Below are 13,376 nucleotides of genomic sequence, written 5' to 3' on the forward strand. Positions count from 1 at the left end.
CGGCCCCTTCGCCACGGGTCCTAGAGGTACAGGCCCGTCGAGTCCTCGGCGCCCTCGAAGCGGTCCGCGGCCACGGCGTGCAGATCACGCTCGCGCATCAGCACGTACGCGATCCCCCGCACCTCGACCTCGGCGCGGTCCTCCGGGTCGAAGAGCACCCGGTCGCCCGCCTCCACGGTCCGCACGTTCTGCCCGACCGCGACGACCTCGGCCCACGCCAGCCGCCGGCCGACCGCCGCCGTGGCGGGGATCAGGATGCCGCCGCCGGAACGCCGCTCGCCCTCGCTGGTGTCCTGCCGCACGAGTACGCGGTCGTGCAGCATCCGGATCGGCAGCTTGTCCGGATGGGTACTGTGCTCGTTTCTCTTGGCGCTCACGCCCTGAAACCTACCTGTCTTCCCCGCAAACATACGCAGTCGGGTCAGCCCTTGCGCCGCCGCGTGCTGACCGCGAGCAGCCCGACCACGCCCACGACGACGAGCGCGACGGGCACGACACGCTCCAGCCGGGGCGCCCCGTCCTCGTCCACGAACCGGGCGCGCACATCGGTGACGGCCCGGTTGACCCCCACGTAAGCCCGTCCGAGGGTGTGATCAATGTTGGAAGCGACCTTGGCCTTGGCATCCCCGACGATCGTCTTGGGGTGCACGCGCACCCCGATCTCGTCGAGGGTCTCGGCCAGGGTCGCGCGGCGGCGCCTGATGTCCGCCTCGATCTGCGCCGGGGTCCTGGAGTCCGCCGTGTCCGCCACCGTGTCGCCTCCGAAGTCGGTGTGAAGCCTGTGCAGGACAGTCTGTCAGCTCCACGGGTCATCACACTGTCAGCACCCCCGGTTACGCTGGCCCGATGAGCGAGCGACTCCAGCCGGGGGACGTGGCCCCCGCCTTCACCCTGCCCGACGCCGACGGCACCGAGGTGTCCCTGTCGGACCACAAGGGCCGCAAGGTCATCGTGTACTTCTACCCGGCCGCCCTCACGCCCGGCTGCACGAAGCAGGCCTGCGACTTCACCGACAACCTGGAGCTGCTGGCGGGCGCGGGCTACGACGTCATCGGCATCTCCCCCGACAAGCCGGAGAAGCTGGCCAAGTTCCGCGACAAGGAGTCCCTGAAGGTCACCCTGCTGGCCGACCCGGACAAGCAGGTCCTGGAGTCCTACGGCGCCTTCGGCGAGAAGAAGCTGTACGGCAAGACGGTCGTCGGCGTCATCCGCTCCACGATCGTGGTGGACGAGGAGGGCAAGGTCGAACGCGCCCTGTACAACGTCAAGGCCACGGGCCACGTCGCCAAGATCATCAAGGATCTGGGAGTCTGAGACCCCGCTGATCGACTCGCGAGCGGCTCGTACCGGTGAAATTCCGGTACGAGCCGCTCCGCTTTTGGGTGCGTTCCGGGGGTGACTGTGCGATAAGCGGGTCGTTACTCCGTGCGAGGTCACGAACGGGTGGTCGAGGACGGAGGGACATCTCGATGGGGGCCAGCGCGTACACCAGGGAGCGGCTGGAAGAGGCGGCTCGGGGGGCCGGGTCGCTGTCGGAGGCGTTGGAGAGGCTGGGGGTGGATCCGCGGAGTTCCACGCGGAATTACATCCGGGAGCGGATGAAGAAGCTGGGGGTGGACACGTCGCACTTCGAGCGGGAGGGGAACAAATGGACGAAGAAGGTTCTGCAAGCCGCCGTCTCCGCTTCGTCCAGCATGAACGACGTGCTGAGGCGCCTCGGGCTTGAGCTGGTCGGGGGTCATCACACGCACATCAGCCGCCGCATCAAGGCGTACGGCATCGACACCTCACACTTCGTGCCGGCGGTCCGCACGGAGAGGATGCGGCACAACCAGCGTCGCAGGAGCGCCGAGGAGATCCTCATCGAGGACACCTCCGCGCACCCCAGACGGGTTCCGAGCGCCCGCCTCAAGAGGGCGATGAGCGAGCTGGGGATCGAGGAGCGCTGCGCGATGTGCGGCATCGAGGCTGTGTGGCTGGGGGAACCACTGCCTCTGGAGGTCGACCACGTCAACGGCAACTGGCGCAACAATCGAGTGGAGAACGTTCGGTTCCTGTGCCCCAACTGCCACTCGACGACGGACAGTTATCGAGGACGCGGCATGGGACGCGAGCGGAGGCGTGCCTCATGAGCGGCCGGCGAACCCGGCCCACCCCCGGAGAACTGCGCGCCGCGGTCGCCACGTCGTCCTCCCTAGCGGAGGTGCTGCGCCGCCTGGGACGACCGGACAACGGTGGACAGCGGGCGGCGTTGCGTCGACAGATCGCGCAGGAGCGGCTGGACACGGCGCACTTCCTGGGACAGGCACACAACCGAGGCAAGCCGGGCACCATCCCGGCCAAGCGCCCCGAGGAGATCCTGGTCCGGCACGATGGCAAGCGCAGGACCACGACCACACTGTTGCGCCGCGCTCTCAGCAGCGTCGGCGTACCCCAGCGGTGCGTGCGGTGCGGCATCGGCCCCGAGTGGCTGGGGAAGCCCATGACGCTTGAGGTGGATCACATCAACGGGGACTGGAGCGACGACCGGCTGGAGAACCTGCGGCTGCTGTGTCCCAACTGCCACGCGGTCACCAGCACCTGGTGCCGGGGAGGTCGACGACCTGCTCCCGGTACCATGACAGGCGGCTAGCGGCGGTGGCGCAACGGCGACGCAGCAGGTTTAGGTCCTGTGGCCCCTGACCGGGCTTGAGGGTTCGAATCCCTTCCGCCGCACGAGATACGGCCTGCACCATCGAAAGTTCGATGGTGCAGGCCGTATCTCTTGTCGTCAGCCCAGCAGCTCCCGCACCACCGGCACCAGCGCCCGGAACGCCTTCCCCCGGTGGCTGATCGCGTTCTTCTCCTGAGGGGTCAGTTCCGCGCAGGTCCGCCTCTCCCCCTCCGGCTGGAGGATGGGGTCGTAGCCGAAGCCGCCCGAGCCGGAGGGCTCGTGGCGCAGCAGGCCACGCAACTGCCCCTCGACCACCCTTTCCGTGCCGTCGGGCAGGGCCAGGGCCGCCGCGCAGGCGAAGTGGGCGCCGCGGTGTTCCTCGGCGATGTCCGAGAGCTGGGCGAGGAGGAGGTCCAGGTTGGCCTTGTCGTCGCCGTGGCGGCCGGACCAGCGGGCGGAGAAGATGCCGGGGGCGCCGTTGAGGACGTCGACGCAGAGGCCGGAGTCGTCGGCGACGGCGGGCAGGCCGGTGGCCCGGGCCAGGGCGTGGGCCTTGAGGAGCGCGTTCTCGGCGAACGTCACCCCGGTCTCCTTGACGTCGGGGATGTCCGGGTAGGCGTCGGCACCGACGAGTTCGTGGGGCAGCCCGGCTTCGGCGAGGATCGCGCGAAGTTCGGTGATCTTCCCGGCGTTACGGGTGGCGAGGATCAGGCGACTCATGAGCCCCAGTATTGCGGGGGCCGTGGGCCGCGCCCCCTGAGGGGCGCGGGGAGCGCGAGCGACCACGGCGCACCCGCGCGCGGTCACCGTCCCGCGGTGCTACGGCGTACACACCTTCGTCAACTCGCCCGCCGCGTCCGTGACCGGGCTGATGTCGGGCGTCTCGTCGCCGTTCTCGACGGCCCCCTGGACCTCGATCAGGGCCTTGCGCATGTCCTGGGTCGCCTTGTCCAGGTCGGCGTTGTCCGTCTTGTCGCCGATCTTGTCGAGGTTGTCGCCGATGGACTGGATGGACTCGTCGATCTGCGTCGGGTCGTTCGACGCGTTGTCCACGGCCTGCTGGAGCTCGGTCACGCTGTCGGCGACGGCTTCCGCGGTCTGGACGCAGTCGAGTGCCTTGTTGACGGCGTCGCAGCCGGTGGTGAGTCCGGCGGTCAGCGCGACGGCCGCCAGGGTGGTGGCGACGGCTGCGGTGCGGCGTCGGCGGCTCGCGGCCATGGAGCGGTCCCTCTCGTTCGGCGGGCCGGTCGGGCCCGCGTGGCTGGCCGGGCGCGCGGGGATGAGCCGTGCGCCCGTACTCCTTCAGACGCGAGTGTGCTCGGCTCGGTTGCCCGTGCCGAGCACCCGTCTTGGTGTGCCCTTTACTTTTCGGGGGCGGCCTACTTCTCCAGGACGGCGTCGAGTGCGGTGCGCTGGTGGGCGGCGAGATCGGCGCAGCCGGCGACGGCGAGGTCGAGGAGTGCGTTCAGTTCGTCGCGGGCGAAGGGCTCGGCTTCGGCGGTGCCCTGGACCTCGACGAAGCGGCCGTCGCCGGTGCAGACGACGTTCATGTCGGTGTCGGCCTTGACGTCTTCCTCGTAGCAGAGGTCGAGGAGGGGGACGCCGCCGACGATGCCGACGGAGACGGCGGAGACGGTGCCGGTGAGGGGCTTGCGGCCGGCCTTGATGAGTTTCCTGCCCTGGGCCCAGGCGACGGCGTCGGCCAGTGCCACGTAGGCGCCGGTGATCGCGGCCGTGCGGGTGCCGCCGTCGGCCTGGAGGACGTCGCAGTCGAGCACGATCGTGTTCTCGCCGAGGGCCTTGTAGTCGATGACGGCGCGCAGGGACCGGCCGATGAGGCGGCTGATCTCGTGGGTGCGGCCGCCGATGCGGCCCTTGACGGACTCGCGGTCGCCGCGGGTGTTGGTGGCGCGGGGCAGCATGGAGTACTCGGCGGTGACCCAGCCTTCGCCGCTGCCCTTGCGCCAGCGCGGGACGCCTTCGGTGACGGAGGCGGTGCAGAAGACCTTGGTGTCGCCGAAGGAGACCAGGACGGAGCCTTCGGCGTGCTTGCTCCAGCCGCGCTCGATGGTGATGGGGCGGAGCTGCTGGGGGGTGCGGCCGTCGATTCGAGACATGCGGCTGAGCCTATCCGTACGTGCGGAGGGCCCCTCCCGCGGTGGGAGGGGCCCTTGGTGCGCTGGGGGTGTCAGGGGGTGAAGCCCGGGACGATCCCCGCCCTTCACATCATGTCTTCGATGTCCGCGGCGATGGGGTCGGCGTCGGTGCCGATGACGACCTGGATCGCGGTGCCCATCTTGACGACGCCGTGGGCGCCGGCGGCCTTCAGGGCGGCCTCGTCGACCTTGGCGGGGTCGACGACCTCGGTCCGCAGGCGGGTGATGCAGCCTTCGACCTCTTCGATGTTGTCGATGCCGCCGAGCCCGGCAACGATCTTCTCAGCCTTGCTGGCCATGTTCGTTCTCCCTGATCCGAACCGCTTTGTCGCAGTAACCCACAGTTGGCCCAACTTCGCGAGCGGCCCTGTCGTGTGTGCCGAAGGATGGCGTCACATCGGCGCGACCGTCGAACGACTGGTCTACACCACGAGTATGCCTCCCGACAAAGGGGACCGGAATGAGTGCCGACAGCCCTGCCGGCGCCGAGGCCGCCGTCAGCCCCGCCCGTGTGCGCTGGAACCGGCTGTTCCAGGGGTTGCAGAAGATGGGCCGCAGCCTTCAGCTGCCGATCGCGGTGCTGCCGGCGGCGGGGATCCTCAACCGGCTGGGGCAGCCGGACGTGTTCGGGGACGACGGTCTCGGCTGGACGAACGTCTCGAAGGTGATGGTGGGGGCGGGCGGGGCCCTGCTGGACGGTTCGCTGGGGCTGCCGCTGCTGTTCTGCGTGGGCGTTGCGATCGGGATGGCGAAGAAGTCGGACGGTTCGACGGCGCTGGCGGCGGTGGTGGGGTTCCTCGTGTACTTCACGGTGCTGCGGCAGTTCCCCGAGGACTGCCCCGAGGGGTCGGTGGCGGTGCCGAACGTCGGGTGCCAGGTGACCGACGGGGACCGGGAGGTCACGGCGTTCGCGTTTCAGAATCCGGGGGTGTTCGGCGGGATCGTGATGGGGCTGCTGGCGGCGTTCTTCTGGGCCCGGTTCCACCGGACGCGGCTCGTGGAATGGCTGGGGTTCTTCAACGGGCGGCGGCTGGTGCCGATCATCATGGCCTTCGTGGCGATCGCGTTCGCCGCGCTGTGCCTGTGGGTGTGGCCGCCGATCGGTGAGGCGCTGGAGAGTTTCAGCGACTGGATGGACGGGCTGGACGCGTGGGGCGCGGGCGTGTTCGGGGTGGCCAACCGGGCGTTGCTGGTGGTGGGGCTGCACCAGTTCCTGAACGTGCCCATCTGGTTCCAGTTCGGCTCGTTCACGAAGCCGGACGGGACGGTGGTGCACGGTGACATCAACATGTTTTTGGCGGGGGACCCGGACGCCGGCCAGTTCACCTCGGGGTTCTTCCCGATCATGATGTTCGCGCTGCCCGCGGCGGCGCTGGCGATCACGCACTGTGCGCGGCCCGACCGGCGCAAGGAGGTCGGCGGCCTGATGCTGTCGGTGGCGCTGACGTCGTTCGTCACGGGCATCACGGAGCCGATCGAGTACTCGTTCCTGATCGTCGCGCCGGCGCTGTACGTGGTGCACGCGTTGTTGACGGGGGCCTCGATGGCGGTGACGTGGGGGCTGGGGGTGCACGACGGGTTCAGCTTCTCGGCGGGGCTGATCGACTACGTCATCAACTGGAATCTGGCGACCAGACCGTGGCTGATCGTCCCGATCGGACTGGGGTTCGCGCTCCTCTACTACGTGATCTTCCGGTTCGCGATCACGAAGTTCGACCTGAGGACTCCGGGGCGCGAGCCCGCCGAAGAGGTCGAGGACAGCGCCAAGGCGTGATCGTCACAGCGGGTGGAATTGGCGGGTTCCACTCGTTCGGCCTACCGTGCTACAACTGGTCTACACCACTCACCGGTGGAGGTCGCGCGGCGATGACCGCGTTCCCCTTTCTTTGAGACGCCGCCGTCCCCTTTTCACATGCTTCCTGGGCGGCGCCGTGCCCCATGGAGGAAGTTCATGTCCACAGACACCGCCGCGCCCGCGAGCCCGAAGAAGGGCTCAGCCGTGATGGCCGTCATGCAGCGGATCGGCCGCAGCCTGATGCTGCCGGTCGCCGTGCTGCCCGCCGCCGCCCTGCTGGTCCGCCTGGGCAACACCGACATGCTCGGGCGTGAGTCGTTCCCCGAGTTCATCACCAAGATCGCGGGCTTCATGGCGGCCGGCGGCAACGCCATCCTCGACAACATGGCGCTGCTGTTCGCGGTGGGCATCGCGATCGGCTTCGCCAAGAAGTCGGACGGCTCCACCGCCCTGGCGGCCGTGGTCGGCTACCTGGTCTTCAAGAACGTGCTGGCCACGTTCACCGACAAGAACCTGCCGCAGGTGGCGAAGGTCGTCGACGGCAAGATAGTCATGACGGACGCGCCGGTGGACGCCAAGGTGCTCGGCGGTGTCGTCATGGGTCTCGTGGTGGCCCTGCTCTACCAGCGGTTCTACCGCACCAAGCTGCCCGACTGGGCCGGCTTCTTCGGCGGCCGCCGCCTGGTTCCGATCCTGTCGGCCTTCGCGGGCCTGGTCATCGGCATCGTCTTCGGTTACATCTGGCCGGTCCTCGGCACCGCGCTGCACAACTTCGGTGAGTGGCTGGTCGGTTCCGGGGCGGTCGGCGCGGGCATCTTCGGTGTCGCCAACCGCGCGCTGATCCCGATCGGCATGCACCACCTGCTGAACTCCTTCCCCTGGTTCCAGGCCGGCACCTACGAGGGCAAGAGCGGCGACATCGCCCGGTTCCTGGCGGGCGACCCGAGCGCCGGACAGTTCATGACCGGCTTCTTCCCGATCATGATGTTCGCCCTGCCGGCCGCGTGCCTGGCGATCGTGCACTGCGCCCGGCCCGAGCGCCGCAAGGTCGTCGGCGGCATGATGTTCTCCCTCGCGCTGACCTCGTTCGTCACCGGCGTCACCGAGCCGATCGAGTTCACCTTCATGTTCATCGCCCCGGTCCTCTACGCGATCCACGCCGTGCTCACCGGTGTCTCGATGGCGCTGACCTGGGCCCTGGGGATGAAGGACGGCTTCGGCTTCTCGGCCGGCGCGGTGGACTTCTTCCTCAACCTGGGCATCGCGACCAACCCGTGGGGCCTGGCCCTGGTGGGTCTGTGCTTCGCGGCTGTCTACTACGTGGTGTTCCGCTTCGCGATCACCAAGTTCAACCTGCCGACGCCGGGCCGCGAGTCCGACGAGGAACTCGCCGAGTTGCAGAAGGCCGAGGCCAAGTAGGCCCGCGCCACGCAGAAGGCCCCGGAACCCGAGCGGGTTCCGGGGCCTTCGCGCATGCGGTGCTAGATCTCGTACGTCTGCCGGGGCGCTGCGAGGTCCACCGGACCGTCGTACACCTCGCGGGCGTCGGCGAGGTTGACCTGGGGGTCCGTCCACGGCGGGACGTGGGTGAGGACCAGGCGGCGGGCTCCGGCCCGGGCCGCCGTCTCACCCGCCTCGCGGCCGTTGAGGTGCAGGTCGGGGATGTTCTCCTTGCCGTGCGTGAAGGCCGCCTCGCACAGGAACAGGTCGGCGTCCCGGGCGAGTTCGTCCAGCGCGGGGCTCACGCCGGTGTCACCGGAGTACGTCAGGACCTTGCCGCCGTGCTCGATCCGGATGCCGTAGGCCTCCACCGGGTGGGCGACCCGCTCGGTGTGCACCGTGAACGGGCCGATCTCGAAGGTGGACGGCTTGACCGTGTGGAAGTCGAAGACCTCGCTCATGGAGGAGGCGGAGGGGGTGTCCGCGTAGGCGGTGGTCAGCCGGTGTTCCGTGCCTTCGGGGCCGAAGACGGGGAGTGGATCGCAGCGGCCGCCGTCGTGGCGGTAGTAGCGCGCGACGAAGTACGCGCACATGTCGATGCAGTGGTCGGCGTGCAGGTGGCTGAGGAAGATCGCATCGAGGTCGTAGAGACCGCAGTGGCGCTGCAGCTCGCCCAGGGCACCGTTGCCCATGTCGAGAAGCAGCCGGAAGCCGTCGGCCTCGACGAGGTAGCTCGAGCAGGCCGATTCCGCGGACGGGAACGACCCCGAGCAGCCGACGACGGTGAGCTTCATGAAGCAGAAACCTCCGCTGGCGGGATAAGTCTGAGAGGGGCGTCGGGGGTCGTGCGGTCCGTCGAGCGTAAGGCGCAAAACCTCCGGTAGCTCCTCCACAAAGGCCTGTTGTGGGCGAACTCACCTGTGCTGTCACCGGTTCGGCTGGCAGGGCCGGCAGGTGATCCTCGCGAGGGGGGCGCGCGGCAGGGGCGGCGCCGGTAACGTCTCAGTATGGACACGTCCTGGTGGCTGGCGCTCGCCGCGGTGGTACTGCTCGCGCTCGTCGCCACGCTCGTCGACGGCTGGGGCCGGGGCCGGCGGCCGTCCGCCCGACGGGTCCGGACGGCGGTGCCGGCCGCCGTGCCGGAGGGCCGGCCGCAGCCGGCGGAGATCTGGTGGGCGGACGTGCCCTACGAGGACGAGGCCCGTACGAAGGACCGCCCGTGTCTGGTCCTGGCCGTGCGCGGGGAGCGGGCGACGGTCGCGAAGATCACCACCCGGTTCCGGGGCGAGCGCGCCGGGGTGATCCCGCTGCCGCCCGGCTCGGTGGGTGACGTCCGGGCCCGGGCGAGTTTCCTGGAGACGGACGAGCTGCGGGAGGTCCCGGTGTGGGGCTTCAGGCGGCGGGTCGGCGTGGTGGACGCGGCGCTGTGGGACCGGGTGCGCTACCTGGCGGGCTGAGCAACCGGACAGGGCTGGAGTCGTGGACTCCAGCCCTCTGTGTGTGGGTTCTCGCCGTCGGCTACGCCCAGAGCTGGCCCTGGACCGTGTCGATGGCCTCCTCCGTGGTGGCCGCCGTGTAGACGCCCGTGGAGAGGTACTTCCAGCCGCCGTCGGCGACGACGAAGACGATGTCGGCGCTCTCCCCCGCCTTGACGGCCTTCTTGCCGACGCCGATCGCGGCGTGCAGCGCGGCGCCCGTGGAGACGCCGGCGAAGATGCCCTCCTGCTGGAGCAGCTCGCGGGTGCGGGTGACCGCGTCCGCCGAGCCGACCGAGAAGCGGCTGGTGAGCACGGACGCGTCGTACAGCTCGGGGACGAAGCCCTCGTCGAGGTTGCGCAGGCCGTAGACCAGGTCGTCGTAGCGCGGTTCGGCGGCGACGATATGGACGTCCGGCTTGTGCTCGCGCAGGAAGCGGCCGACGCCCATGAGGGTGCCGGTGGTGCCGAGGCCGGCCACGAAGTGCGTGACGGAGGGCAGGTCGGCGAGGATCTCGGGGCCGGTCGTGGCGTAGTGGGCGCCCGCGTTGTCCGGGTTGCCGTACTGGTAGAGCATCACCCAGTCGGGGTGCTCGGCCGAGAGCTCCTTGGCGACGCGCACGGCGGTGTTGGAACCGCCCGCCGCCGGGGAGGAGACGATCTCCGCGCCCCACATGCCCAGCAGGTCCCGGCGTTCCTGCGAGGTGTTCTCCGGCATCACGCAGACGATGCGGTAGCCCTTGAGTTTCGCCGCCATGGCCAGGGAGATGCCGGTGTTGCCCGACGTCGGCTCCAGGATGGTGCAGCCCGGGGTCAGGCGGCCGTCCTTCTCCGCCTGCTCGATCATGTGCAGGGCCGGACGGTCCTTGACCGACCCCGTCGGGTTGCGGTCCTCCAGCTTCGCCCAGATGCGGACATCGGCGGACGGCGACAGCCGCGGCAGGCGCACCAGTGGGGTGTTGCCGACCGCGGCCAGGGGGGAGTCGTAGCGCATGGTCGATCAGACCATGCCGCCGGCCACGGCCGGCAGGATCGTGACGTTGTCGCCGTCCGACAGCTTGGTGTTGATGCCGTCGAGGAAGCGGACGTCCTCATCGTTCAGGTAGACGTTGACGAAGCGGCGCAGCTGGTCGCCGTCCACGATGCGGGCGCGAATCCCGGCGTGCCGGGTCTCGAGGTCGGTGAACAGGTCGGCGAGGGTGTCACCGCTGCCCTCCACCGCCTTCTGACCGTCGGTGTACGTGCGGAGGATGGTCGGGATGCGGACCTCGATGGCCATGGCTTCAGGGCTCCTGTCGGGAGTAGTCAGTCGGGGCGCGCGGCAGCGCAGGAACAGCGGGGTGGTGCGTGTGTGCGGCGCCGCGGCTCACGGCCGTACGGCGGCAGGGACCTGCGTCAACAGATGGCGCTGGCGAGCCTGCACAGGTCGACGTGCAGCCGCGCCACGAGCAGCTCGCCCGGCGTCTTGTCGCTCACGTCGTGGAAAACCATGGGCTCATCGTATCGATTCCCGGTCCGGGTTCTGGAATGTGATCCCACATGACGGACGTTTCCGGGCCGGGGAGTGAGACCGTGCTGTTCAGACGTCCTCAGTATGCCTCGACGACCTGGACCTCCTCCTCCGTGACCTCGCCCTCGACGATCCGGAAGGAGCGGAACTGGAACTCGCCGGCGCCGTCGGTGTCGGCGGTGGAGACGAGGACGTAGTGGGCGCCCGGCTCGTTCGCGTAGGAGATGTCCGTGCGCGAGGGGTAGGCCTCGGTCGCGGTGTGGGAGTGGTAGATGACCACCGGCTCCTCGTCGCGGTCGTCCATGTCGCGGTAGAGCCGGAGCAGATCACCGGAGTCGAACTCGTAGAACGTGGGCGACATGGCCGCGTTCAGCATGGGGACGAAGCGCTCCGGGCGGTCGGAGCCGGCCGGTCCGGCGACGACGCCGCACGCCTCGTCGGGGTGGTCCTTGCGCGCGTGGGCGACGATCTGGTCGACGAGGGCCTGGGTGATGGTCAGCATGCTCGTCAGGATAAGCAGAAGGGCCGTTCCGTACCGAGGGTTGGTACGGAACGGCCCATATGCCGGACGCCCTGAGCGGCAGCAGCAGGGAGTGCCACGAGTACTCCCTGCTGCTGGGCGTCCCGCGGTGTGGTCAGCCGACCTTCTCGAACTCCGCGTCGCCGCGGCGCTCGGTGAGCTGCGGGTTGCGGCGCTTGAGCACCGCCCAGCCGACGCCGAGGGCGACGGCCCAGCCGGCCGCGACGTACAGGCAGACCCGCGCGTCCTTGTCGTACGCGATCATGCAGGTCACGCCGATGAGGAAGAGCAGTGCGACCCAGCTGAAGAGCGCACCGCCGGGAGCGGGGAAGGACGAGGCGCGCAGCCGGCCCGCGTCGACCGCGGAGCGGTAGCGGATGTGGCTGACGAGGATCATCATCCAGGTCCAGATGCCGGCCGCGGTGGCGACGGAGGTGACGTAGAGGAACGCCTTCTCCGGGACGACGTAGTTCAGGACGACGCCGATGCCCATGAGCGCGACGGAGACGGTGATGCCGACGGCGGGCGTCTTGCGGGCGTTGAGCTTGCCGAAGGCCTGCGGCGCCTCGCTGTTGGAGGCCAGGTCGCGCAGCATGCGGCCGGTGGAGTACATGCCCGAGTTGCAGGACGACAGGGCCGCGGTGAGCACCACGAAGTTCACGATGCCCGCGGCGAGCGGGATGCCGATCTTGCCGAAGGCGTGCACGAACGGGCTCTCGCCTGCGGAGAACTCGGTCCACTTGACCACGGAGAGGATCACCAGCAGGGCGCCGACGTAGAAGACGATGATGCGCCAGGGCAGGGTGTTGATGGCCTTGGGCAGGGTCTTCTCGGGGTTCTCGGACTCGCCCGCGGTGACGCCGACGAGCTCGACGGCGAGGTAGGCGAACATGACGCCCTGGAGCGTCATCAGGCTGGAGCCGATGCCGTTCGGGAAGAAGCCGTCGTGCGCCCAGAGGTTGGAGACGGTGGCGGTGTCACCGGCGTCGGAGAAGCCGAGGGTGAGCACGCCGAGGCCGATGACGATCATGCCGATGATGGCCGTGACCTTGATCATCGAGAACCAGAACTCGACCTCGCCGAAGATCTTGACGGAGATCAGGTTGACGCCGAAGAGCACCACCAGGAACACCAGGGCGCTGACCCACTGGGGGATCTCCGGGAACCAGAAGTGGATGTAGATCGCGGCGGCCGTCAGTTCGGCCATTCCGGTGACCACCCACATGAGCCAGTACGTCCAGCCCGTGACGAACCCGAAGAACGGGCCGAGGAACTCGCGGGCGTACTCGGCGAAGGAGCCGGAGACGGGCCGGTAGAGGAGCAGCTCGCCCAGGGCCCGCATGATGAAGAAGATCACGACGCCGGCGAGGGCGTACATGAGGATGATGCTGGGTCCCGCCTTGGCGATGTTCGCTCCGGCACCCATGAACAGGCCGACGCCGATGGCGCCGCCGATAGCGATCATCTGGACCTGGCGACTGCCGAGTCCCCGCTCGTACCCCTCTTCGGGCACGTTTTCCGTGTCGACCTGCGCAGAGGTCATGTGTGGTGCGCCTTTCTCCATGCCGACCCGGGCCTCTCGTCGGCCTCGGATCGGGTTTCGATCCCCCCGGAATGATGGAGCTGAGCGGGCCCGAAGCCCGCTCGTGCCTGGTCGGCGGTTGCCGGCTCGGTGGCGCACCCGGCCGAACATTCGGGTGGTGTTCTGCCGGGCGGTCGTGAAGATTTATCACGGCCGCAACACTGATCGCGGGAGGGGGATGTGGCACACCGCACAGGGAAAAGCGGACAAAACGCTTTCGAGGGGGCCATAGAAGGCGGGTGCGG

Annotated in this window: 18 protein-coding genes and 1 tRNA gene; 7 read left to right on the forward strand and 12 right to left on the reverse strand. The window is 69.1% G+C overall.

Translation table 11 applies throughout. From position 1 onward, the window contains the following. Positions 1-20 precede the first annotated feature (20 nt). On the reverse strand, positions 21-377 hold the full coding sequence (locus OO68_RS11305) for a GroES family chaperonin (protein ID WP_031140106.1): 357 nt from the start codon (positions 375-377) through the stop codon (positions 21-23). A gap of 44 nt (positions 378-421) precedes the next feature. Next, complete coding sequence (locus OO68_RS11310) at positions 422-751, reverse strand: DUF3618 domain-containing protein (RefSeq protein WP_033308145.1); 330 nt, start codon at positions 749-751, stop codon at positions 422-424. Positions 752-846: 95 nt separating this feature from the next. Between OO68_RS11310 and bcp the strand changes: the two genes are divergently transcribed. The 4 genes from bcp to OO68_RS11330 all read left to right on the forward strand — a co-directional run bounded on the left by bcp (position 847) and on the right by OO68_RS11330 (position 2,715). Then, positions 847-1,314 carry a thioredoxin-dependent thiol peroxidase gene (gene bcp, locus OO68_RS11315; RefSeq protein ID WP_033308146.1) on the forward strand — a complete coding sequence of 156 codons (468 nt, stop codon included), beginning with the start codon at positions 847-849 and terminating at the stop codon, positions 1,312-1,314. Positions 1,315-1,469: 155 nt separating this feature from the next. Continuing rightward, a complete protein-coding gene (locus OO68_RS11320; RefSeq protein ID WP_033308147.1) occupies positions 1,470-2,132 on the forward strand; it encodes an HNH endonuclease signature motif containing protein in 663 nt (220 codons plus the stop codon). Next, the gene (locus tag OO68_RS11325) at positions 2,129-2,632 is read left to right on the forward strand and encodes an HNH endonuclease signature motif containing protein (RefSeq protein WP_033308148.1); all 504 of its coding nucleotides are present in this window, start codon (positions 2,129-2,131) and stop codon (positions 2,630-2,632) included. The genes OO68_RS11320 and OO68_RS11325 overlap by 4 nt, the downstream gene beginning before the upstream one ends. Next, positions 2,632-2,715: transfer RNA gene (locus OO68_RS11330), tRNA-Leu, on the forward strand. The genes OO68_RS11325 and OO68_RS11330 overlap by 1 nt, the downstream gene beginning before the upstream one ends. Before the next feature lie 55 nt (positions 2,716-2,770). Here the strand turns inward: OO68_RS11330 and rdgB are convergent. The 4 genes from rdgB to OO68_RS11350 all read right to left on the reverse strand — a co-directional run bounded on the left by rdgB (position 2,771) and on the right by OO68_RS11350 (position 5,108). Continuing rightward, a complete protein-coding gene (gene rdgB, locus OO68_RS11335) occupies positions 2,771-3,373 on the reverse strand; it encodes an RdgB/HAM1 family non-canonical purine NTP pyrophosphatase (protein ID WP_033308149.1) in 603 nt (200 codons plus the stop codon). A gap of 99 nt (positions 3,374-3,472) precedes the next feature. Further along, positions 3,473-3,871, reverse strand: coding sequence for a hypothetical protein (locus tag OO68_RS11340; protein WP_033308150.1), 399 nt, complete (start codon positions 3,869-3,871; stop codon positions 3,473-3,475). Positions 3,872-4,032: 161 nt separating this feature from the next. After that, on the reverse strand, positions 4,033-4,770 hold the full coding sequence (gene rph, locus OO68_RS11345) for a ribonuclease PH (protein ID WP_033308151.1): 738 nt from the start codon (positions 4,768-4,770) through the stop codon (positions 4,033-4,035). Between the two features lie 104 nt (positions 4,771-4,874). After that, the gene (locus OO68_RS11350) at positions 4,875-5,108 is read right to left on the reverse strand and encodes a PTS sugar transporter subunit IIB (RefSeq protein WP_033308152.1); all 234 of its coding nucleotides are present in this window, start codon (positions 5,106-5,108) and stop codon (positions 4,875-4,877) included. A gap of 161 nt (positions 5,109-5,269) precedes the next feature. Between OO68_RS11350 and OO68_RS11355 the strand changes: the two genes are divergently transcribed. After that, entirely contained in the window at positions 5,270-6,583 is a 1,314-nt protein-coding gene (locus OO68_RS11355; RefSeq protein ID WP_033308153.1) for a PTS transporter subunit EIIC, read from the forward strand. A gap of 177 nt (positions 6,584-6,760) precedes the next feature. Further along, positions 6,761-8,023, forward strand: coding sequence for a PTS transporter subunit EIIC (locus OO68_RS11360; protein ID WP_033308154.1), 1,263 nt, complete (start codon positions 6,761-6,763; stop codon positions 8,021-8,023). A gap of 62 nt (positions 8,024-8,085) precedes the next feature. Here OO68_RS11360 and OO68_RS11365 read toward each other — a convergent pair whose 3' ends face one another. Then, positions 8,086-8,838 (reverse strand): MBL fold metallo-hydrolase, encoded by a 753-nt coding sequence (locus tag OO68_RS11365; protein WP_033308155.1) that lies wholly within the window; start codon positions 8,836-8,838, stop codon positions 8,086-8,088. Between the two features lie 213 nt (positions 8,839-9,051). On the opposite strand from OO68_RS11365, the gene OO68_RS11370 reads away from it, so the two are divergent. Beyond that, entirely contained in the window at positions 9,052-9,501 is a 450-nt protein-coding gene (locus OO68_RS11370; protein WP_033308156.1) for a type II toxin-antitoxin system PemK/MazF family toxin, read from the forward strand. A gap of 61 nt (positions 9,502-9,562) precedes the next feature. Here OO68_RS11370 and OO68_RS11375 read toward each other — a convergent pair whose 3' ends face one another. From OO68_RS11375 to OO68_RS11390, 5 genes are all read right to left on the reverse strand, one after another. Beyond that, complete coding sequence (locus tag OO68_RS11375; protein ID WP_033308157.1) at positions 9,563-10,513, reverse strand: PLP-dependent cysteine synthase family protein; 951 nt, start codon at positions 10,511-10,513, stop codon at positions 9,563-9,565. 6 nt (positions 10,514-10,519) lie between these two features. Further along, on the reverse strand, positions 10,520-10,798 hold the full coding sequence (locus OO68_RS11380) for a MoaD/ThiS family protein (RefSeq protein ID WP_033308158.1): 279 nt from the start codon (positions 10,796-10,798) through the stop codon (positions 10,520-10,522). A 116-nt stretch (positions 10,799-10,914) separates the two neighbouring features. Continuing rightward, positions 10,915-11,010, reverse strand: a complete 96-nt coding sequence (locus OO68_RS48450) for a putative leader peptide (protein ID WP_311125941.1) — start codon at positions 11,008-11,010, stop codon at positions 10,915-10,917. A 98-nt stretch (positions 11,011-11,108) separates the two neighbouring features. Next, entirely contained in the window at positions 11,109-11,531 is a 423-nt protein-coding gene (locus OO68_RS11385) for a M67 family metallopeptidase (RefSeq protein WP_033308159.1), read from the reverse strand. Positions 11,532-11,664: 133 nt separating this feature from the next. Further along, positions 11,665-13,092, reverse strand: a complete 1,428-nt coding sequence (locus OO68_RS11390) for an amino acid permease (protein ID WP_033308160.1) — start codon at positions 13,090-13,092, stop codon at positions 11,665-11,667. Between the last annotated feature and the right edge of the window lie 284 nt (positions 13,093-13,376).

This window comes from Streptomyces iakyrus, assembly GCF_000717055.1.
Classification (GTDB): Bacteria; Actinomycetota; Actinomycetes; order Streptomycetales; family Streptomycetaceae; genus Streptomyces; species Streptomyces iakyrus.